This is a genomic window from Pseudomonas sp. FP2309, from assembly GCF_030687575.1.
In the GTDB taxonomy this organism is placed as follows: Bacteria; Pseudomonadota; Gammaproteobacteria; order Pseudomonadales; family Pseudomonadaceae; genus Aquipseudomonas.
Map to the genome: position 1 here is coordinate 207,577 of NZ_CP117439.1, position 19,423 is coordinate 226,999.

The 19,423-nt window shown below is 58.8% G+C and carries 20 protein-coding genes; 9 read left to right on the plus strand and 11 right to left on the minus strand.

Going from position 1 to position 19,423, the window contains the following annotated elements; translation table 11 throughout:
• Nucleotides 1-5 precede the first annotated feature (5 nt).
• The 3 genes from PSH59_RS00910 to PSH59_RS00920 are packed head-to-tail and all read right to left on the minus strand — an operon-like array spanning nt 6 to nt 2,997.
• A complete protein-coding gene (locus tag PSH59_RS00910; RefSeq protein WP_305394074.1) occupies nt 6-1,664 on the minus strand; it encodes an acyl CoA:acetate/3-ketoacid CoA transferase in 1,659 nt (552 codons plus the stop codon).
• Complete coding sequence (locus PSH59_RS00915; protein ID WP_305394075.1) at nt 1,664-2,047, minus strand: cupin domain-containing protein; 384 nt, start codon at nt 2,045-2,047, stop codon at nt 1,664-1,666. Before PSH59_RS00915 ends, PSH59_RS00910 begins: the two co-directional genes overlap by 1 nt.
• A 53-nt stretch (nt 2,048-2,100) precedes the next feature.
• On the minus strand, nt 2,101-2,997 hold the full coding sequence (locus PSH59_RS00920; RefSeq protein ID WP_305394076.1) for a DMT family transporter: 897 nt from the start codon (nt 2,995-2,997) through the stop codon (nt 2,101-2,103).
• A gap of 101 nt (nt 2,998-3,098) precedes the next feature.
• Here PSH59_RS00920 and PSH59_RS00925 point away from each other — a divergent pair, with 101 nt between their 5' ends.
• Entirely contained in the window at nt 3,099-4,037 is a 939-nt protein-coding gene (locus tag PSH59_RS00925; RefSeq protein WP_305394077.1) for a LysR family transcriptional regulator, read from the plus strand.
• Between the two features lie 689 nt (nt 4,038-4,726).
• On the opposite strand, the gene PSH59_RS00930 is transcribed toward PSH59_RS00925, so the two are convergent.
• Entirely contained in the window at nt 4,727-5,506 is a 780-nt protein-coding gene (locus PSH59_RS00930; protein WP_305394078.1) for a helix-turn-helix domain-containing protein, read from the minus strand.
• A 234-nt stretch (nt 5,507-5,740) separates the two neighbouring features.
• On the opposite strand from PSH59_RS00930, the gene PSH59_RS00935 reads away from it, so the two are divergent.
• Entirely contained in the window at nt 5,741-6,199 is a 459-nt protein-coding gene (locus PSH59_RS00935; RefSeq protein ID WP_056840931.1) for a VOC family protein, read from the plus strand.
• A 392-nt stretch (nt 6,200-6,591) separates the two neighbouring features.
• On the opposite strand, the gene PSH59_RS00940 is transcribed toward PSH59_RS00935, so the two are convergent.
• Entirely contained in the window at nt 6,592-7,050 is a 459-nt protein-coding gene (locus PSH59_RS00940) for a GNAT family N-acetyltransferase (protein ID WP_305394079.1), read from the minus strand.
• 203 nt (nt 7,051-7,253) lie between these two features.
• Between PSH59_RS00940 and PSH59_RS00945 the strand changes: the two genes are divergently transcribed.
• From PSH59_RS00945 to PSH59_RS00955, 3 genes are all read left to right on the plus strand, one after another.
• Complete coding sequence (locus PSH59_RS00945) at nt 7,254-7,754, plus strand: N-acetyltransferase (RefSeq protein WP_305394080.1); 501 nt, start codon at nt 7,254-7,256, stop codon at nt 7,752-7,754.
• A 111-nt stretch (nt 7,755-7,865) separates the two neighbouring features.
• Complete coding sequence (locus PSH59_RS00950; protein ID WP_305395334.1) at nt 7,866-7,988, plus strand: hypothetical protein; 123 nt, start codon at nt 7,866-7,868, stop codon at nt 7,986-7,988.
• A gap of 12 nt (nt 7,989-8,000) precedes the next feature.
• Nucleotides 8,001-8,243, plus strand: coding sequence for a hypothetical protein (locus PSH59_RS00955; protein WP_305394081.1), 243 nt, complete (start codon nt 8,001-8,003; stop codon nt 8,241-8,243).
• 155 nt (nt 8,244-8,398) lie between these two features.
• Here PSH59_RS00955 and PSH59_RS00960 read toward each other — a convergent pair whose 3' ends face one another.
• From PSH59_RS00960 to PSH59_RS00980, 5 genes are all read right to left on the minus strand, one after another.
• Nucleotides 8,399-8,755 carry an antibiotic biosynthesis monooxygenase gene (locus tag PSH59_RS00960; RefSeq protein ID WP_065880860.1) on the minus strand — a complete coding sequence of 119 codons (357 nt, stop codon included), beginning with the start codon at nt 8,753-8,755 and terminating at the stop codon, nt 8,399-8,401.
• Between the two features lie 72 nt (nt 8,756-8,827).
• Entirely contained in the window at nt 8,828-9,529 is a 702-nt protein-coding gene (locus PSH59_RS00965; protein ID WP_248082914.1) for a glutamine amidotransferase, read from the minus strand.
• 37 nt (nt 9,530-9,566) lie between these two features.
• The gene (locus PSH59_RS00970; RefSeq protein WP_305394082.1) at nt 9,567-10,619 is read right to left on the minus strand and encodes a 2Fe-2S iron-sulfur cluster-binding protein; all 1,053 of its coding nucleotides are present in this window, start codon (nt 10,617-10,619) and stop codon (nt 9,567-9,569) included.
• Entirely contained in the window at nt 10,616-11,578 is a 963-nt protein-coding gene (locus PSH59_RS00975) for a diiron oxygenase (protein WP_248082918.1), read from the minus strand. Before PSH59_RS00975 ends, PSH59_RS00970 begins: the two co-directional genes overlap by 4 nt.
• Nucleotides 11,579-11,732: 154 nt before the next feature.
• Nucleotides 11,733-12,950 (minus strand): MFS transporter, encoded by a 1,218-nt coding sequence (locus PSH59_RS00980; RefSeq protein ID WP_305394083.1) that lies wholly within the window; start codon nt 12,948-12,950, stop codon nt 11,733-11,735.
• A 239-nt stretch (nt 12,951-13,189) separates the two neighbouring features.
• Between PSH59_RS00980 and PSH59_RS00985 the strand changes: the two genes are divergently transcribed.
• Nucleotides 13,190-14,488 (plus strand): serine hydroxymethyltransferase, encoded by a 1,299-nt coding sequence (locus PSH59_RS00985; protein ID WP_248082922.1) that lies wholly within the window; start codon nt 13,190-13,192, stop codon nt 14,486-14,488.
• A 10-nt stretch (nt 14,489-14,498) separates the two neighbouring features.
• On the opposite strand, the gene PSH59_RS00990 is transcribed toward PSH59_RS00985, so the two are convergent.
• Complete coding sequence (locus PSH59_RS00990; RefSeq protein ID WP_248082924.1) at nt 14,499-15,995, minus strand: PLP-dependent aminotransferase family protein; 1,497 nt, start codon at nt 15,993-15,995, stop codon at nt 14,499-14,501.
• A gap of 136 nt (nt 15,996-16,131) precedes the next feature.
• Between PSH59_RS00990 and serC the strand changes: the two genes are divergently transcribed.
• The 3 genes from serC (at nt 16,132) to PSH59_RS01005 (ending at nt 19,413) form a co-directional block, all read left to right on the plus strand.
• A complete protein-coding gene (gene serC / locus PSH59_RS00995; protein WP_305394084.1) occupies nt 16,132-17,214 on the plus strand; it encodes a 3-phosphoserine/phosphohydroxythreonine transaminase in 1,083 nt (360 codons plus the stop codon).
• Nucleotides 17,215-17,341: 127 nt separating this feature from the next.
• Nucleotides 17,342-18,574 (plus strand): benzoate/H(+) symporter BenE family transporter, encoded by a 1,233-nt coding sequence (locus PSH59_RS01000; protein WP_305394085.1) that lies wholly within the window; start codon nt 17,342-17,344, stop codon nt 18,572-18,574.
• Nucleotides 18,574-19,413 carry a YggS family pyridoxal phosphate-dependent enzyme gene (locus PSH59_RS01005; RefSeq protein WP_248082935.1) on the plus strand — a complete coding sequence of 280 codons (840 nt, stop codon included), beginning with the start codon at nt 18,574-18,576 and terminating at the stop codon, nt 19,411-19,413. The genes PSH59_RS01000 and PSH59_RS01005 overlap by 1 nt, the downstream gene beginning before the upstream one ends.
• Nucleotides 19,414-19,423: the final 10 nt, after the last annotated feature.

Below are 19,423 nucleotides of genomic sequence, written 5' to 3' on the forward strand. Positions count from 1 at the left end.
ATTAATCAGGCACGAAAACGCCAGTGTTTATCAGTGACAGAGAGGGGCTGATGGAGAAAAATCGACGCAGGCATTAAGTCCACGTGGTCAGCGACGATTATATCTGCCGTGCTGCGAGCCAAAATATCGCGCTCGATATCTACGCCTGGCGCAATTTCTTTAAGTACCAGACGCCCATTTTTCAAAGCGAGAACAGCTCGCTCGGTGATGAATAGAACTGGGCAGTTGCGCGATTCAGCATGGGCGGCATTGAAGCTCATATGCTCAACAGCTTCGATAAATTTAGCGATGTCTCCTTCACGCTTTATCGTTAACTGTCCTGACTCAAACCCCAGTTCGAGCCCACCGGCAGTGAACGTTCCGCAAAACACCACTCGCTTGGCGCTTTGCGAAATGTTGATAAAACCGCCAACACCATTGAGCCTGCCCCCGAAGCGACTGATGTTGACATTGCCGCTACCGTCGGCTTGGCCAAAACCCAGGAATGCTAGATCGATTCCACCGCCATCGTAAAAATCAAACTGGCTGGCTTGATCGAGGATCGCCTGAGGGTTGCTCGATGCGCCAAACGACAGGCCATGGGCAGGCGTCCCGCCGATAACCCCTGATTCGACGGTGAGCACATGGGCGGCGCAACGCTCTTCGCTCGCAACTCTTGCAATGAACTCGGGTGTTCCAATGCCCAAATTAACAATTGGTGCGTTGTAGCGAGCTATTTCATACAGTGCTCGACGCGCCACAATTTTTTTCGCAGACAGCGGTAGAGGCGTTACTGCTGTATCCGAACGCGAGCGTCCGGTGTACGTGTTGTTGCGCACCTCGCCGTAGGTTTGCCAGTGTGTTTCCGGTGTGGCCAAGACGAGATAATCAACGAAGATGCCGGGAATACGGATCATCTGGGGGTCAAGCGAGTTACGGTCGACCAGTTCCAGAACCTGGACGATGACGATCCCGCCGGAATTATGAACCGCCTGTGCTTGGGCGAGGCTGTCCTGAAAGTTGGCTTCATCTTCCATGCTGATATTGCCGTCGACATCGGCTCTGCTCCCGCGCAGAAATGCCACATTGATGGGCATGGCCGGATAAAACAGCTCTTCGCGGCCGCCGATGTTTACCACCGAGATCAGCTCTTCAGTTGTAGCCGGGCCAACTCTGCCGCCTTCCTGCCTAGGGTCGATAAACGTGTGCAAGCCAATTTCTGATAAAACGCCACTTTTTCCCCCAGCGATAGAGCGAAACAGATGGCTTATTACGCCTTGTGGCCAGTTGTGTGCTTCGATTTCTCCACGCAAGGCCATCTGACCTATAGACGGCGCGAGCGCCCAGTAGCCTCCCACCACTTTTTTCAGTAAACCTTTTATTGCTAGTCGGTTGAGGCCGCGGCTGGCTTTGTCACCTTGGCCCGCAGCAAAAACCAATGTCAGGTCGGTTGGCTGTGCAGTGGCAATAAAGCGTGCGGCAAGTGCTTCGGTGAGCAGATCAGGATGACCACAGCTGCCGAATCCCCCAGTGGTGATTGTGCAATTACTGGGTACCAAGGCGGCCGCTTGGCTGGCAGTGATGACGCGTTTGGGCTCCATCACATAATCATTGCCGAACGAGGCAGCTGCGACCGATGCCCCTCGGGTGGCATGGACGTTATAGGCACTATTCAGGCCGTCCATTACTGCTGCGCCAGCTGCTGCGAAATGACTTGCACTGGCTTTTCCCACACCACCAGGAAAGTGCAGCCTTCATCACTCCATAATGCATGTTCGCTATTAGGTGGGCATACCTCAAGCGTTCCGGCAGGGTGTGCACCCGCGTCGTTGTGGAGTACACCGTCAAGCACGAAAATCAGTTCGTAGCCAGGATGGATGTGACGTTGGGTACGGGCACCCGCTTGATAGCGCACCAAGGCCGCTGATGGACCGTCCACTTCCGGCCCCTGATACAGATGCACGATATCGGTCTTGGTTCGGCCGTTTGCTGTATACGGCACCCAAGGTAAGGCTTCTTTACTACGTACTGCGTTGAGTACATCTTTAAGAATTTGTCCGGTATGCATGATATTTCCTTGATTGCTGAAAAAGATTGGAACTTCATTGGTGGGAGAGGACATCACTTCTTGGCATGGGTGCACGCATATACAGCCAATGCGGTAATCGCGAATCCGACTGCGTTAATTGCACTGAAAGATTCACCTAGGAAAGCAAACCCCATTAACGCTGTAACGGCTGGAATTAAGTGGAACAGTCCAGCAACTTTACTTGCTTCGCCTTTGCGCATTAGGACGTAGAGGATACTGATGGCGCCAATAGAGTTGACCAGTGACAACCACCCTGAAGCAAAGATCATGGTTGGCGTCCACTGAACGGCCATATTTTCAAAATGCTCGGCAAAAAAGAACATTACAAAAGATGCAGTGGCTAGTTGGATAAACCCGCCAGTGCGCAAATCCATACTAGAGCAGTACTTTTTCTGATATAGGCTGCCTGTTGTGATGCCGATCAGCGCTAGAACCACACATAGGTAACCGGTCAGGCTGGCCGTTGCGCTGGCGCCAAGCTGTTCATAGACAACCAGTGCGACACCGAACAAACCACCAATCAGGCCGAGCCACTCAATACGGCTGACCTTTTCATTGAGGAAACGAGTGGCACCCAGTGCTGTAAATACCGGCATTGTGCCGACGATCAGTGCAGCAACAGCAGCTGATACGCCCAGGTCCAAGCCCATATATAGGCCAGCAAACTGGAGCGCCTGAATTAGAAGACCAACAACGACTATGTGACCGAATTGAGCACGCGTTTTTGGCCATGGCGCTTTAGTCAATAGCGCCACTGCCAGCAGAACCAAAGCCGCGCTGGCAAAACGAATGAAAATCAGGGTGTAGGGACCGACAAAGGGGAGTGCAACTTTGCCAACGACATAACCTGAACTCCACATGACAATGAAGAGCAGGGGTAGTAGAGTGGCCGGCAAGACTATGTTAAAACTTCTGGTTAGGGTTTTCATGAATTCTCCTGGGCTAAAGCGATAGAGAGTTCAAAGTATTTAACTCAGCCGTTTAGCACAATACGCTGAAAAAGAACAAGGCTGTATCCTCTGGAGAAACAATGGAAAATTTTTCGGATAATATTTCGGATGTTTTTGTTTTTGTTAAAGTTGTTGAGCTCAAAAGCTTCTCTAAAGCTGCACGTTTCTTCGGATCGACCAAGTCAACCGTGAGCAAACAAATGCGCCGGCTCGAGGAAACCCTGGGAGCCAAATTATTGAACCGTACCACTCGTAGCCTCGCTCTCACGGAAACAGGAGAGCTTGTCTATCAGCATGGTCTCCGGATTACCGACGAAACAAATTCGTTACTCAGTTCCGTCGAAAGCTTGCAGTCAGCCCCCCGGGGGCATCTGCGGGTGACGACGTCGGTTGCCTTTGGCAATCTCCACTTGAGCAACTTGATCGGGCAATTTCTGAACGCTTACCCTGACATCAGCGTTACGCTTTCCTTGAGCGACCGCTATGTCGACATTGTCGAAGAGGGGTTCGACATCGCGATACGACTGACCAGCACTCCCGTTGACAGCTTTGTAGCCCGACGTTTGGCTGGGCTCGATTACGTGCTATGCGCGACACCCAGTTATTTAAGCAGTCACCCACCAATTACCACGCTGGGTGATTTGGCAGCGCATAATTGCTTGATCAACGGTTTGGCTCGGAATGTAACTTGGCGGTTTTTACGCGACGGCGAGAAGACCGAAGTGCACGTAGCAGGTCGCTTCTGCGTGAACAGCAGTGAGTCCGTGAGGCAGGCAGCTCTGGCAGGTGTCGGCATAGGCTTGCTACCAACGTTCTCTATTGCCGAGGATCTGCGCACGGGCAGTCTCAGCGTCATTTTGCCCAAGTACATTGTAGAGGGGACTTTCGGCAACAGCATTCATGCGATTTTTTTACCGAGCAAATTTGCCGTTCCAAAGCTGCGCGTTTTTGTAGATTTTCTGATTGATAAACTCAAAGACGGTGGTGAATGGGGGCAAGGTTCCGACAGGGCTGAATGACTTCGATCACCATAACTGCCTGCCGTTACGCGGACGCTTTGATGACCTAGCCGATTAGTCTTCGTCTTGAAGGGCAGCTATATACCTATCTATCGGAAAAGCGGCAGGATGGCTGCACGTGTCGGTGCGAAAGAGCATACAGATAGAGAGCCAGCGAGCGAGGCAGATTCAGGTGACTTCGATATTGGCATTTCAATACGTATACTCGAGAGCCCCAGCTATTAGCCGTTCTATACCGGTCGCGACTGACCGCTTTTGGCCGGAAGCGGACGTTTAGAACAGAGAAATAAATCTGTTCTCTTTTCCCAATGGACATCATTGCGGGGTACACAAGGCTATCGCGTGGTGCGCGCAGCGCTCTCTACAAAAGCACCTTAGCACTTGGCGCCGCACAATTAGGCGAAGCATGGACTTCGCGTACACTAACGTTATGCCTGAGCCAATGCACTAACGAACAGCTCGTAGAGCGCTTATGATGGAATTGGGGGGGGGGAATACGCAACTAGCACGGTTGAAGTTACAAGCGCCAGCTGAGTGCAGCGTGAGTGCCCCACCAGTTAAAAAAACTGATGCTCTGGCGACTCCTGAAGTGGCTGGCATTTCTTTCTTCATCTGTTCCGGCGCATGGTTGAAGGTCTAGCCTGTAGCGTGCAGGATCGGGTTGGATGGTACAGCGGTTCTTACACCCATCAACTTGATCTAGACATTGCCTCTTTGCTAATCAATGTCTGCGCTCGCACATATTGTCCTGGCGTAACACCCATTATCCGACGGAACATGGCAATGAACGCACTAATATTTTCGTAGCCAAGCTCAATCGCCGTTGTCGTCACTGACATCCCGTCGACCAATAGTTGAATAGCGCGCAACGTGCGTGCACGTTGTCGCCATTCAGAAAAACTAAAACCGGTTTCAGCGACCAAACGCCGGGTCAGTGTTCTAGATCCCATACCTGACCAAGCAGCCCAATCCTCAAGTGATCTATTGTCATCAAGCTGAGCAAGTATCGCATCGGTGATACGCCTCAAGCGCGGGTCATTGGGGTGCGTCAGACCGATGGGTTCAGCGGGTGAGGTAGCAATTTCATCCAAGATGACTGCTGCAACCCGCGACTCCATTTCGTTGCGGGGTGGTTGTCCCCACGACGCAGCTCGGCTTACCGCTTCGCGCAGCAAACGGCTGACCCTGAATGTGCATGGCATTTGATGCAGGATCCCGCACTCTTGCTCCGCGATATAGACCATCGCTCCTGCAAAAGCGCCATGTGACATCATCGCGTGTGCGACACGCGGAGGTATCCAAATGGCATGGGTAGCCGGCACTACCCATGAGCCGCCGTCAGTGCTGACGGAAAGCAGGCCGGCAAGGCTTGCGATTAGTTGGCCTGTCGTATGAGTGTGGGGCGCCGTTTCGCGGATCGCCCGGTCGCGTTGCTCTATCGCCAACAGTGGCATAAGCGCGCGGTTCATGGCTGGTTTACGTTATCCAATGTCATATCCGAGGTAGCCATATCCTGAATGCCTAATGGAGAATAAGACCGGTCAGAGGAATACTCAATGTCTAAAAATCGCAAATGTTGCTTCTCTTGAATTGACCTGATTATGCGTACCCCTCACACATTTATTTTCTGTGTTTTGGCCGTAACAGCTGGATGCGCAAGCTCACCTCCCTATTTGGCCCGTGAACCTTTAAAGGATCATTTGATGAATTCTAACCACATGGTGCATGCCGTCGATCATATTGGCTTCGCAGTCAGTTCATTGGAAGAAGCCATTCGCTTCTGGACAATTGGACTTGGGTTCACTCTTGAGCGTCAGTCGGAAATGGGCGGATCATTTATTTTGCAAGTAACCGGCACCGCCGATCCGAGCGTGCGAACGGCGATAGTCAAAGGCCCGGATGGCAGCCGAGTAGAGTTGCTGGAATATTCGCAGGGTGACCGCCACGGTATCACTCCACCTACGGCATCAGCGATTGGTTCAGCGCATTTGGCATTGAGAGTGCAAGACATATACGCCGTACTCGAACGCATTGAGCAAGCAGGCTGGAAAGCAAGAGGCAAGCCTCAAGCGATTCCCGCAGGCCCACGCAAGGGAACGCTAGTTGTATATGTGACAGGGCCAGATCATATCACTCTGGAACTGATGCAGGCTAATGAGTAGCTTCCTGCCGAAGGCTGTTAAGCTTATTCCCTAAAGCAATTACTTAAAGCGCTCTCCGTCGCGCATGACGTCTCATGGCAAACATAAAGATCATCAACTTCAAGTATATAGCTGGCGTAGTCATACACTTCGCCGGCCAAATAAAATTTGGATTTCCTTTCTGGCACTCCACTGCGCAGATCGAAAAGCTAAAGCCCTGTTAGTGCGCTAGAGCGCAGATCACTAACGCGTAAAGGCGCAAATCTTAAATGACCGCCATATAGGATCTATCAATGACTGCTTTTGGCGGCGGACATTCCTGAATTAGCAGCTTCTGGCCTTTCGTTCCTATTGCGAACATCCGCGCTCCCAGGCGTTTGCTCTCCATACATATGCTGCAAACCTGAGCGAGTTCAAAGATCCCGCAGCATCAATCGCTGCTCCTTACCCCACGCCCGAAAAAACTCCTGCACCTGCCATCCACGCTTGGCGTAGTAGTCGCTGCGATCGTAGGTGTGCAAGTACAACCGCGTGGTGCCGTTTGCCTTTGCGGCGTCGCAGATGCCTTCTATCAATTGTTCCGCCAACCCTCGCTTCCTTGCCTGCGGGGCGATAAAGACGCAGGCTAGCCAGGGCCCAAGCTCCGGGCGCTCGGGCAAGTCGTTGGCGGCAAGTGCAGCGCCGCCAAGTAGCTGGTCATTCTCTAGGGCGATCAGACATTGCCAATCACCGTTGCCCTGGCCTTCCGCGAATTCGCGTTGCCAATCGGCCAATGGCTGCTCAACAAACTCGTATGCGAACTGCTGATGCAGCCACTGCGCCAGGGTGTCGCTGTGTTGCATATGGTCACGCAGCCAAACCAGGCGGGGCATGTGAGAGTCTTCCTTGTTTTTGGATCAGTACGCGTATGTGGCCGCAAGGAGGGAATAGGGTCAAGCGCAACGGTGAAAAGGTGACTGAAACGGTGACAGATTTATTTTTCTTCCGGAATGACCGCTTCTGATGGCCCAGAGTGTGTAAAAACGCTTCGTCAAAATTGAAGTGTGCGCATCTACGAACTCAGGACCGATTCAATATGCCGATCAAACCCAATCCACACTCGCCAGTGACGCTAGTCCGCGCTCAGCAACGCGACCTGAACGATCTTGTTGCCATTCGAATTGAGGCCATGCGCGAAAGTCTGGAGCGCGTCGGGCGGTTTGATCCAGTACGGGCGCGCGAGCGGTTTGCCGGTGGCTTTGAAGCTCACAACACACGTTACGTTGAGGTTTCTGGAGAGCGAGTTGGCTTTGTAGTGGTCAAGCACCACCCCACTGAGCTTGTACTCGAGCACCTATACGTAAGGCCGAGCGCGCAGGGTTCGGGGATCGGCTCGGCTGTACTCGCTCAGATTTTCGAAGCAGCGGATGCAGCTGCACTGCCGATCACAGTAGGTGCCCTCAAAGAAAGTGCCGCAAATCGTTTTTACACCCGCCATGGCTTCGTATTTGTCGAAAGCAGTGAATTCGACAATTACTATGTCCGTCAGCACCTTACGCCGTGCAATGCACCTTGCCAGCCAGGTGAAATGATTTGAATCCAGCACGCGCCTTCTAGACAATCCCCGCCTTTGGCCTCGGCGCTCGCGGGCGCCACCTCTTACGTTGCCTCCCCCTACGTGGGTGTCCCCGTCGGCGCCGGTGTGCGCATGTACGTGAATGAAACCCTGCCCACCTATCATGCAGGCGACATACTGGTGAGCATCGAGGCGCAGGTGAGCGGCGGTATTGGCCCGCAACGTACCGCCTCGACAATGATCATCAAGACCTGAGGGGAGAAACCCGTGTCTGACATTACCCAACTGGTCGCTGCTCTGGTGCTGTTCTTTCTGCTCGATCGGTTTCTTAAGTCGTACCCGCTTCGCAAGTGGTTAGGGGGACTGCTGGTGGCGATGGGGGCGCTCGGCTGCGTTGCGGCGAGCCACATCCGCTTGTTTGGGCTTGACCTGGGGTTGCTGTCGATCTTTGCCGTTGCATTGGGGGTGGGGTTGTTCCTAAAACGGCGGCGGTTCGCGCAGAAGGGGTGATACACAAGCCTCTTCCTGGTTTTTTCACCTGGTATGGGTTTCATTCCTGTGAGTGTTCAAGAGTGCGCGTTCTACGGCAACGCGCGCTCTGCGACAGCCCTCCAGCGTCCCACTCATGATCGTTCCCAAGCTGCGCGAGAACGATCAGCGTGGCGTTACGCCGTGGCGTGTGCGCCATCCACAACGACGTTATACGGCGCTTGCTCACGATCCCGCAGGCCGTAATCACGAATGACCGAAGTCACGCGAACGCGGTAATCGTCGAATATCTTGTCGCGCCCGGCGCGTTGTGCAGACAGGTGCGCGGTGACGTTGCGCCACTGCACCACGGCTTCCTCGTCGCGCCAGGTGGTCACCGACATCACCTTCTTGGGGTTCAGCGTGCTCTGAAAACACTCGACGGAGATAAACCCGTCCATGGGTTCCAGCAACGGGGTCAGCTTATTGACCAGGTCCACATAGGTCTCGCCCTGACCGGGCAGTGCCTGCAATTCGAATAACACGACGATCATGTTTGACTCCTCATCCTTGACGGTTTTTTTTCAGGTGGTCTTAAACGGCGGCGGTTGCCCGCCGCCAGTGGGTTAACGGGGGCCCAGGTTGTTCAGCCAGGCGCGCATCACGTTGCCGGCGGCGCGGGTCAGGCGATCGCCCAGGCCAGCGGCCGTGGCGCGCAGTGCGACGACGTCGATGTCGGCGTGGGCGAGTTCGCTGGCGTGGCCAACCAGCCACTGTTCGATGTTGGTGGTGTTGGCTTCGAGATGAAACTGCAGGCCCAGAATCGTGCGGCCCACGGCAAACGCCTGGTGGGCGCCCACTGGTGTGCTGGCCAGCAATAGGGCACCTTCGGGCACATCGAACTGGTCGCCGTGCCAGTGCAACACGGGCGTGTTCATCAGCGCGGCGAGCGGTGAGTCCTGGCCGGCCGGAGTCAAGGTCAACGCGGAAAAACCGATCTCCTTGACGCCCATCGGGTAGACCTTGGCATGCATGGCGCGGGCGATCAGCTGTGCGCCCAGGCAAATGCCCAACAACGGTTTGCCGGACGCCACGCGCTGGCGCACCAGCTCCAGTTCGTCGTGCAGAAACGGGTAAAGGTCCTCGTCATACGCGCCAATCGGGCCGCCGAGCACGATCAGCAAATCGGCCTGCAGCACCTGCTCGCTATAGATGGTGTCCACGGTGGGGTCGAGGTAAATCAGGGTGTAGCCTTCATCGGCCAGCACCACATCCAGGGTACCCACGTCTTCAAAATGAATATGGCGCAGTGCAATAGCAGTTTTCATGGAAACACTCAGCGATTGAAATAAAAGGCATGACGGTTTATGCCGTGGGGTTGAGGTCGACCTTGATCGTCCCCGATTGCGGGAAGGTGCAGCAGGCCAATGCAAAGCCTTCGCCCTTGTCCTTATCGGTCAGGCAAAAGTCGGGCTCCAGGGTGTATTGGCCCTCGGACACTCTGATCCGACAGTGGCCGCAGATCCCGGCGCGGCACAGGCTGCGCACTGCAATGCCGCTGGATTCGAGCATCTCCAGCAGACTCTTGCCGGCGGTCAGTTCCAGCACCTCGTCGGTGTGGCTGATGTGCAGACGCAGCGCATCGCTGATCGCAGGTTGCGCCTGCGCGGCCATGACCGGCGGGGTGAAGGATTCGATCAGCAATTGGCTGTCCGGAAACAGCGCCAGCGTCTGGTCGCGTAAGCCTTGGGCAAAACGATGACTGCCGCAGATCACCACCGTGTCCGGGTTACCCAGCAGGTTCAGGTCGGTGGCGGCGGGGCGGCCGGCCCTGAAATGGCCGTTGCTGCGCACCGCTTCGCGGGTAATGAAGACCTGCAGCGAAAACCAGCGGGTGTTCAGTTCCAGGTCCAGCAACTCATGCAGGAAGGGAATGTCGGCCACCGTCGGCAAACACAACAGCAGGCTCACCTCGGGCACCGCCAGGCCGCGTCGTGCGCGTTCCTGCAGGCCGCGCAGCAAGGCGATTGGCAAGGTGATGCCGATGCCGCCGGCAAGCATGCCGACGTGCTTGCAGCCGCTGATCGACGCCAGGCTGATGTCCCCGGCCACAAACTCCACCGCGACCTGCGAGCCCTCCTGCAAGGTAGCGTGCAACTGGTCCGAGACCCCGCCATGGCCTTCGCGCTTGACCGCAATTTCGAACCCGTCGGCGCCTTGCCTGCGAGTGATCGAATACAGCCGTTGCTGCGGCATGCCCGTAGTGTCCGGAAAGCGCAGCGCCACGTGCTTGCCGGGTTCCAGGCGGTCGAGGAACTCGGCGTGGGCGCCCGCGACGCGCAGGCTGAAGACGTTGATCGCAGCGGTTTCAATGGTCACGCGTTCGCAACGGGCCTGCAGTGGGGTCATGGCGTTCATGCGCGGGCCTTCTCGCTCAAGGTTTCGATGGCGTGTTCGGCGCTGCTCAGGCCTTTGCCGGTCAGGCCGATACGGTCGATCAGGGCCTGGAGCGAGTCGGTGTATACGCTGATTTCGTTGTTATCGCCCACGTCGTGCTGGATCTCGCTGGCATGCGGCATCTGCAGCATCGAGAACACCTTGGCCCACGCGCCCATTTCGTTGTTGGCGAACATCTGCACGGTGCGCAGGATGATCGAGCGCAGGTACTCGCGCTCGGTGCGGCTCAGGCCATGAACGATGTCGGAGGCGACAAAACTGAACACGCTGGAATGGCTCCATTCATCGATGGCGTGGGTGCGTGTGACCTCGTGGCACACCGCCTGGATGCTGGTGTCCTCGGCCATGGTCTTGAGGTAATCGGTGATCAGCGTTTCGCTCGCGCAGGCCACACCAAAACGGGTCAGGCGACGTTCCCATTCGGCCGTGCAGTTGGCCAGCAGGGCTTCGCGCCAGGTCACCAGGTTGAACGCGCTGAAATCCAGCGGAGTCAGTTTGCGCATGTCGTAGATGTAGTTGCAGGCCATGATCGACATGCGCGTGTGCAGGGCTTCGTCGAGCAGTGCCTGGGACATCACGTCCTGCAGCAGGGCGCGATTCTGGCTGTGTGGCGGGGTCTTGATGATGTCCTCGCAGGCGGGCACCACCACGTCGCATTCGATGTAGATCGTCTTGAGGTTGTAGATGCCCCACGCGTAGGACAGGCACTTGGATTGCAGGTCCTGCGGTGCTTCGAGCCAGGCCTGGTGATGACGGAACGGCAGCAGCGACAGGCTGAAATCCTGCTTGTTCGGGTCAAAGGCCAGGCCCCAGTAATCCGGTTGCGGATTGTTCACGGCAGCGCGGGTTTTCCAGAGCCCGGACAACTTGGCGAGCATGTTTTTTACCACGTCATCGGTACCACAATTCAAACGGTCCATGTTTTAACTCCAAGGAAACAACTATTGGTGTTCGGGTTAACAGTGCAGTCCTTTGCAAACATGACGGGGCCGCACAAGCGGGTTGCGGCGTAATAAATGCGGGACGTTGCCCTTCAAGTCTGCGGCAAAAAAGCGCCGGGGTTATTGCTCCAGGTCAGCTGAATTGCGCGTGTAATGCGGGCATTTTCCGGGCTTTGGCCAGGTGCCGTTCCTGCATCAGGGTCAGCGCGACCGTCAGGCCCATAAAGGCAGCACTGGCCCAGAAAATCGAGTTGGGGTGGCCTTGGTCGAGTAGCCAGGCGAACCCGACCGGGCCGAGGATGCCGCCGATATTGAAGCCGCTGGAGACAATGCCGAAGGTCCTGCCTTCCGCGCCTTTCGGCGACGCTGCGCGCACCAGCATGTCGCGGGACGGCGCGATCACCCCGGTCAGGAAACCCGCGACACCGAGTACCAGCAGCAGTGCCAGCTCGCTCAAGTGCGCCGTGGCGACCAACAGTATCAACCCGCTGGCCACGGCAAACGCGCTGGCGGCCACCACGCCATGGCGGCGGGTGCGGTCCGCCAGTGCGCCGCCTGCCAGCACGCCAAAGGCGCTGGCAAACAGGAACGCGGTGAGTGCCGAGTTGGCCCAGGTCAAGGCCACGCCCTGGCCTTGCATAAGGGCAGCGACCGAGAATTTTTCAATTGCGCCGGTGCTCAGGTTCAGCAGCACGAACAACAACGTCAGGCTCAGCACCAAGGGCGAAAGCAACGAGCGCCGACGCGTCTCGAGGGGCTCCGGGTCGGTCGCTGGCGACACATAATTGCGTTGGGCCAGTGCAGCGCCAGGTATCGACAACACCGCCAGCGCGACAAACCCTACGCCTGCGGCGGCGGCAAACGCCATGGCCGGCGTGCTCGCCACGGCGATGCTCAACAAAAACACCGGGGCCACGGCGGCGCCGAGGAAGCCGGCAAAGGTGTGTACAGAGAACGCTTTGCCAATGTGGGCAGGGTCACTATGGCGGGACAGCAGGGCATAGTCGGCCGGGTGGTAAACCGCGTTGGCGACGCCGGCCAACGCCATGCCGATCAGCAGGCAAAGGTAGCTGGGCACGAGCGCAATCAACAGGAAACTGCCACTGCCCACTGCCAGCGCGGCTAACAGCAGGCGGCGTGCGCCAAAGCGGTCCACGGCAAATCCCATCGGCGCCTGCACCAGCGCGGTGACGATGTTGAACAGGCTCAAGGCCAGGCCCAACTGCAGGTAATCGACGTCGAAAAAAGCCGGGAGGAGCGGAAACAACGCCGCCAGCACCATGATGTGCAGATGACTGACAAAGTGCGCGGCTGCGACCTGCGGCAGCAGTCCGATACGAAAAGACGTCATGGCGGAACCTGTGGAATGGGGGTGACAAAACCGGCGCAGAGCTTAGTGAGGCGTTGGTCTTGCGGGATAGTCCAATGTTCAAAGGTTCACCAGACCACTTTGCAGCGCTACTGGTCTCGCGCCGTGGCGCCGCGCCGCACAGTGGTCTGCAACGCTGGCGCAAACTGGTATATCGGCGCGGGCCGGGGGCCGCTAGGGTAAACGCCGTTTTCCAATCGACGTTTTCACAGGGAGTGACCATGCCGCATTTCGCTTATCGAGACGGGCACGCGCTGCCGGTGCTCAGTGGCGTCGCACTGGCCCAGGCGGACGGGGATGTGTGGCGTGCCATCGACGCCGAGCGCCAGCGCCAGATGCAGTCAATCGAGCTGATTGCTGCCGAGAATTTCGTCAGCCGTGCAGTGCTTGAGGCTCAGGGCTCGGTACTTACCAACAAGCATGCCGAAGGGTATCCGGGGCGCCGTTATTACGCCGGCTGCTGCAACGTCGACGCGATAGAAGAGCTGGCCAACGAGCGCGCCCGGCGATTGTTCAATTGTGCCTACGCCAACCTGCAACCCCACTCGGGCAGCCAGGCCAATCAGGCGGTGTTTCTGGCGCTGCTGGCACCGGGCGACAAGATCCTCGGCCTGGACCTCAAGTCCGGCGGGCACCTGTCCCACGGCGCGGCGTTCAATATGTCCGGGCGCTGGTTTCAGGCCCTCAGTTACGGCGTGCATCCGCTGACCCATCGGGTCGACATGGACCAGGTCGAGCAGATGGCCCGCCAGGAACGCCCGCGATTGATCATCGTCGGCGCTTCGGCCTATTCGCGGGCGCTGGACTTCGCGCGCTTTCGCGCAATTGCCGACGAAGTGGGGGCCTTCCTGATGGCCGACATTGCCCACGTCGCCGGACTGGTAGCGGGCGGTGCGTACCCGTCGCCGGTGCCGTTCGCCCACGTCACCACCATCAGCACCCACACCACACTGCGCGGGCCGCGCGGCGGGATGATCCTGTGCAACGAGCCGGGCATTGCGCAGAAAATCAATGCGGCGGTGTTTCCCGGCCTGCAAGGCGCACCGCTGATGCACACGCTGGCGGCCAAGGCCGTGGCGCTCGGCGAAGCCCTGCAACCGGCGTTCAGCACCTACGCGCATGCGGTGATTGCGAACGCCCAGGCCTTGTGCGGGCGCTTGGCCGAAGGCGGGTTGTCGGTGGTCTCGGGCGGCACCGATTGTCACCTTGGCGTGATTGACCTGCGGCCTTGGGGCCTGGTCGGCAATGTCGCCGAACAGGCGCTGGAAGCGATCGGGATTACCGTGAACAAAAATATCGTGCCGGGCGACGAGGTCAAACCCAGCGTTACCTCCGGCATTCGTATCGGCAGCGCGGCCTGCACGTCGCGGGGCATGGGTGTGGATGAATTTCGCGAGATCGGCGACATGATTCTCGCCATGCTCGGCGGTGTGCGCAGCGGAGCCCTCGACAGTCGCACCGAGCGTTCCATTCGCGAAGGCATCGGCGACCTGACCAAGCGTTTCAAGCTTCCTTACTGAGCGGCTGCCTCTAGATCTTCAGCGCATTGGCCAGGCGCAGCATGGCGGCTTCGATTTCATACGCGGTCAACGATGAGTAGCCCAGCAGCCAGCCGTATTGCTGCGGTTCGCCTGCGTACAGCTTGCTGAGTCCGGACAATTGCACGCCGGCGGTGGCCGCTTGGCGGATGGTTTTTTCTTCGCTCCAGCCCGCTTTCAGCAGACACGGAATCTGCAACCCGCCCGGCGGCAACTGGGCAGTGACGACCTCGCCCAGGTACTTGCCAATGGCGTCATGCATGATCGAGCGGCGCCCGGCATACAGCTTGCGCATGGCGCGCACGTGGGCGTTGTAATGGCCGTCTTCCATAAACCGCGCCAGGGTCAGTTGCAGCACTTGCGGCGTATGCCCGTCCATCATGCTGCGCGCATAGGCAAAGGGCTTGACCAGTTCGTGGGGCAGCACCATGTAGCCCATGCGCAAGCCGGGATAGAGCGTCTTGCTGAACGTGCCGATGTAGAGCGTGCGCTGATACTTGTCCAGCCCCTGCACGCAGGCGGTGGGTTGTCCGTCGTAATGGAACTCGCTGTCGTAGTCGTCCTCGATCAGCCACTTGCCTTTTTCTGCCGCCCAGTTGATCAACTCGAGGCGCCGTTCCAGCGGCAGCGTCACGCCGGTGGGGTATTGGTGCGACGGTGTGACGTACACGCAGTTGGCGCCGCTGCGGTCGGCGTACAGCAGGTCGGTGCGGATGCCGCGTTCATCGACATCGATGGGCAGCACCTTGGCTTCAGCGATCTCGAAGGCTTTGCGTGCGCCGTAATAGCCAGGGTTTTCCAGCAGGATCGGTTTGCCGGCATCCACCAGCAACTGCGCGCAGAGGTACAAGGCCTGGCGCGTGCTGCTCAGCACCAGCACCTGATCGGGCGAACACTTGGCCCCGCGTTCCAGGTTCAAGTAGGTGGCAATCGCCTTGCGCAGCGGCTCGGCGCCTTGCGGGTCGCCGTGCAAGAGCACGTTGGCGCGATAGTCCTTCATCACCTGGCGTTGCAGGCGTTCCCAGACATCCGTGGGGAAACTGCGGGTTTCCGGCAAGCCGGTGGCGAAGGCCTTGATGACTTGCTGGTCGCTGACGCCGCCCGTTTCGAAGATCATCCGCCCGCGCTGACTCAGCTCGGCGCCGGGTGCGGCGGCGTTGCTGCGCACTTCCTGGGCCTTGATGCGCCGGCGTGTGGCACCGCGCAATTCGACGCCGACCGTGTCGCAGACGTAACTGCCGGCACCCTCGCGGCGCACGATAAACCCGTCCCGATGCAACTGCACGTAGGCGTTCTCGACGGTGTCGCGAGCGCACCCCAGCGACGTTGCCAACACCCGCGTGGCCGGCAGTTTCAGGCCGGGGCCGAGGGCGCCGTCGAGGATCAGTGCGCGCAACGCCCGCTGGATGCGCTGGTGCAAGTCCAGCAGCTGAAACTCCACGTCGTTGAGGCGCATTTTCAGGGTTTCGAGCTCGAAGGTTTTTGCCATGTGGTCTGCTCCATCCTTTGGAATTGGCCGGTAATGGCAGGCCAGTCTATCCGTAGAATCCAGCCCTCGCCAACCCGGCCCCGGCGCGTGGCGAGCCCGCACGATGCGAGTGTTCTTGAACAGGAGTTACGCGACGATGGCCAGATCCCACAACTTCAGCGCCGGCCCCACGGCGGTGCCGCTGGAAGTGCTCACCCAGGCACACGAAGAATTTTTTGATTTTGCTGGCACCGGTATGTCGGTGATGGAGATCAGCCATCGCTCCCGTGTGTTCATGGACGTGGCCCGCCAGGCGGAGCAGGACCTGCGCAACATTCTCGGCGTGCCGGACGCGTACAAAGTGCTGTTTTTGCAAGGCGGCGCCTCGCTGCAGTTCGCCCAGGTGCCCATGAATCTATTGGGCGACAAAGGCACGGCGGACTACCTGCACACCGGCCTCTGGTCGGGTAAGGCGATTGAAGCGGCGCGGCGTTATTGCGATGTGCGTATCGCGGCCAGTGCCCGCGCGACCGGCTTCGACCGCGTGCCTGACGCAGCGAGCTGGCACCTCAATCCTGACGCCGCCTACCTGCATTACACCGAGAATGAGACAGTCCACGGCGTGCAATTCATCGCCCCGCCCGACAGCGTCGCGCCGCTGGTGTGTGATGCCTGTTCAAGCCTTTTGTCCAAGCCGATGGACGTCGCCCGGCATGACCTGGTGTATGCCGCCGCGCAGAAAAACATGGGGGTGGCCGGGTTGACGGTGGTCATCGTCGACCCCGCATTACTGGAGCGCTCCCATGCCTTCACTCCGGACATTCTCAACTACGCCCACATCAGCGATGCGCAGTCGATGCTCAATACCCCGGCGACGTTTCCCTGGTACCTCACCGGGCTGACGCTCAAGTGGATCAAGCACAACGGCGGTCTGCCGGCCTTGCATGAGCGTAACCAGGCCAAGGCGCGCCGGCTCTATCGCGCCATTGACGAGAGCGGCGGTTTCTACCGCAATCGGGTGCAGCCGGCGTACCGCTCGATCAACAACGTGCCGTTCGTGCTGGCGGATTCGACGCTGGAGAAGACCTTCCTGCGCCGCGCCGAAGACGCCGGCCTCAACGGCTTGAAAGGCCACGCCAGCGTCGGCGGCCTGCGCGCCAGTCTCTACAACGCCGTCTCGTTAACCGCAGTCGAGGCGCTGACCGACTTTATGGCTGACTTCGCACGTGCACATGGGTAACCGCCCCTGCGCGAAAAAGTGGTCTGGTCTGCCGCGCGCAAGCGTAGGGGCGAACCCCACCATTCAACGGCTATAAATGGCCGCCTGGCCACGGCCTGATCCATTGTCCAGCAAGGAGCCAAGACTTATGCCCTCTACTCAATCCCAGTCGTCCCTGCGTCTGCGGGATGTGCTGCACCCGGTGGTTGCCGGGCTGATCTCGGTGATCGTCAATTACGGCGGCACCTTCATTCTGGTGTTCCAGGCCGCCAAGGTGGCCGGCCTCAGCCCTGAGCTGACGGCGTCGTGGGTCTGGTCGGTGTCGATTGGCGTCGGTGTGACCGGGCTGTTCCTCAGTTGGGTGAGCCGCGAGCCGATCATCACCGCCTGGTCGACCCCGGCGGCGGCGTTCTTGATCGTTGCCCTGGCGACCACGCCCTACGCCGAGGCGATTGGTGCGTATTTGATCTCAGCGGCGGCGTTCGTGCTGCTGGGGGTATCCGGCTATTTTGAAAGGGCTGTGCGCCTTATCCCGCCTGGCGTTGCGGCGGGCCTGCTGGGCGGCATTCTCTTGCAGTTCGGCATCGGCGCATTCGCGAGCATGACGGTCGACCCGCTGTTGGTGGGGCTGTTGATCGGCGCCTACATCTTGTTCAAGCGCTTGAGCGCACGCTACGCGGTGGTCGGCATTCTGGTGCTGGGGCTGGGTTTTTTGCTGATGCAGGGGCGGGTGGAATTTTCCGGGCTGGCGCTGGCGTTCGCCACACCGGTATTCACGCGGCCCGAGTTCTCGCTCAATGCGTTGCTGAGCGTGGCGTTGCCGCTGTTTCTGATCACCCTCACAGGGCAGTACATGCCGGGCATGCTGGTGCTGCGCAATGACGGCTTCAAGACCAGCGCCAACCCGATTCTCAGCGTGACCGGGCTGGGTTCGCTGCTGATGGCGCCGTTCGGCTCCCATGCGTTCAATATCGCGGCAATCACGGCGGCGATCTGCACCGGCAAGGAAGCGTCCGAAGACCCTTCCAAACGCTGGATCGCCGGGGTAGCGGCAGGGGTGTTCTACATCCTGGTGGGGATTTTTGGCGTAACCCTGGCGGCGGTGTTCATGGCCTTTCCGGCGACGTTCATTACCACCCTGGCCGGGCTGGCGCTGCTCGGCACCATCGGCGGCAGCCTGGCCAATGCCATGGCGGACGTCAAATCCCGTGAAGCCTCGTTGATCACCTTTCTGGCGTGCGCCGCCAACATCACCTTGCTTGGCATTGGCGGCGCGTTCTGGGGCTTGCTCATCGGCCTCGCGGCGTATGCGGTACTCAATGGGCAACTGCCACATCGTGAAAAAACCACTGCGGTGACCACCAAGGGAGCGACCCGCTGATGACTGGGCAAGCCGAACACCTCACCACGCTCCACGCCGACCACGGTCGCTATCCGCAGGCGGTCAGCGTCGAGGACTTTCGTCGCAATCTTGCCGCTGTGCAGCAACGCATCATTGATGCCTGCCATCGCGTCGGGCGTGACCCGGCCACCGTGCGGTTGCTGCCGGTCAGCAAGACCTTCGACGAAGCCCATCTGCGCCTGGCCTATGCCGCCGGTTGCCGCCAGCTCGGCGAAAACAAGGTGCAGGAGGCCCAGCGCAAGGCGCAAGCCATGAGCGACCTGCACGACCTGCAATGGTCAGTCATCGGCCACCTGCAAACCAACAAGGCCAAGCAGGTTGCGCGTTTTGCCAGCGAATTCCAGGCGCTCGACAGCCTGCGCGTGGCCGAAGTGCTGAACCATCGCCTGCAGCTCGAAGGTCGGCAGATGGATGTGTTCGTGCAGGTCAACACCTCGGGCGAAGCCAGCAAGTACGGCCTGGCTCCCGAGGATGTGGCGGCGTTCATCGCGGCCCTGCCGGCATTCCCGGCGCTGCGGGTTCGCGGGCTGATGACCCTGGCGCTGTTTTGCGCCGACGTTGCGCGGGTGCGCCCCTGCTTCGTGCGCTTGCGTGAATTGCGCGACCGCTTGCTCGCGCAGGTGCCCGAGGGCGTGTCGCTGCAGGCGTTGTCGATGGGCATGTCGGGCGACTTTGAAATTGCCATTGAAGAGGGGGCAACCGTGGTACGCGTCGGCCAAGCCATCTTCGGTGCCCGCGCCATGCCAGATGCCTATTACTGGCCTACGGCCGACGCCAGACCGCGCAACGGCGACGAGTTGCCGGCGCTCGCCCCTTAACGTTGATTGA

Coding starts and splice junctions, on each gene's coding strand:
- PSH59_RS00910 (WP_305394074.1), bottom strand. CDS start 1,664: ATGGACGGCCTGAATAGTGCCTATAACGTCCATGCCACCCGAGGGGCA.
- PSH59_RS00915 (WP_305394075.1), bottom strand. CDS start 2,047: ATGCATACCGGACAAATTCTTAAAGATGTACTCAACGCAGTACGTAGT.
- PSH59_RS00920 (WP_305394076.1), bottom strand. CDS start 2,997: ATGAAAACCCTAACCAGAAGTTTTAACATAGTCTTGCCGGCCACTCTA.
- PSH59_RS00925 (WP_305394077.1), top strand. CDS start 3,099: ATGGAAAATTTTTCGGATAATATTTCGGATGTTTTTGTTTTTGTTAAA.
- PSH59_RS00930 (WP_305394078.1), bottom strand. CDS start 5,506: ATGAACCGCGCGCTTATGCCACTGTTGGCGATAGAGCAACGCGACCGG.
- PSH59_RS00935 (WP_056840931.1), top strand. CDS start 5,741: ATGAATTCTAACCACATGGTGCATGCCGTCGATCATATTGGCTTCGCA.
- PSH59_RS00940 (WP_305394079.1), bottom strand. CDS start 7,050: ATGCCCCGCCTGGTTTGGCTGCGTGACCATATGCAACACAGCGACACC.
- PSH59_RS00945 (WP_305394080.1), top strand. CDS start 7,254: ATGCCGATCAAACCCAATCCACACTCGCCAGTGACGCTAGTCCGCGCT.
- PSH59_RS00950 (WP_305395334.1), top strand. CDS start 7,866: ATGTACGTGAATGAAACCCTGCCCACCTATCATGCAGGCGACATACTG.
- PSH59_RS00960 (WP_065880860.1), bottom strand. CDS start 8,755: ATGATCGTCGTGTTATTCGAATTGCAGGCACTGCCCGGTCAGGGCGAG.
- PSH59_RS00965 (WP_248082914.1), bottom strand. CDS start 9,529: ATGAAAACTGCTATTGCACTGCGCCATATTCATTTTGAAGACGTGGGT.
- PSH59_RS00970 (WP_305394082.1), bottom strand. CDS start 10,619: ATGAACGCCATGACCCCACTGCAGGCCCGTTGCGAACGCGTGACCATT.
- PSH59_RS00975 (WP_248082918.1), bottom strand. CDS start 11,578: ATGGACCGTTTGAATTGTGGTACCGATGACGTGGTAAAAAACATGCTC.
- PSH59_RS00980 (WP_305394083.1), bottom strand. CDS start 12,950: ATGACGTCTTTTCGTATCGGACTGCTGCCGCAGGTCGCAGCCGCGCAC.
- PSH59_RS00985 (WP_248082922.1), top strand. CDS start 13,190: ATGCCGCATTTCGCTTATCGAGACGGGCACGCGCTGCCGGTGCTCAGT.
- PSH59_RS00990 (WP_248082924.1), bottom strand. CDS start 15,995: ATGGCAAAAACCTTCGAGCTCGAAACCCTGAAAATGCGCCTCAACGAC.
- serC (WP_305394084.1), top strand. CDS start 16,132: ATGGCCAGATCCCACAACTTCAGCGCCGGCCCCACGGCGGTGCCGCTG.
- PSH59_RS01000 (WP_305394085.1), top strand. CDS start 17,342: ATGCCCTCTACTCAATCCCAGTCGTCCCTGCGTCTGCGGGATGTGCTG.
- PSH59_RS01005 (WP_248082935.1), top strand. CDS start 18,574: ATGACTGGGCAAGCCGAACACCTCACCACGCTCCACGCCGACCACGGT.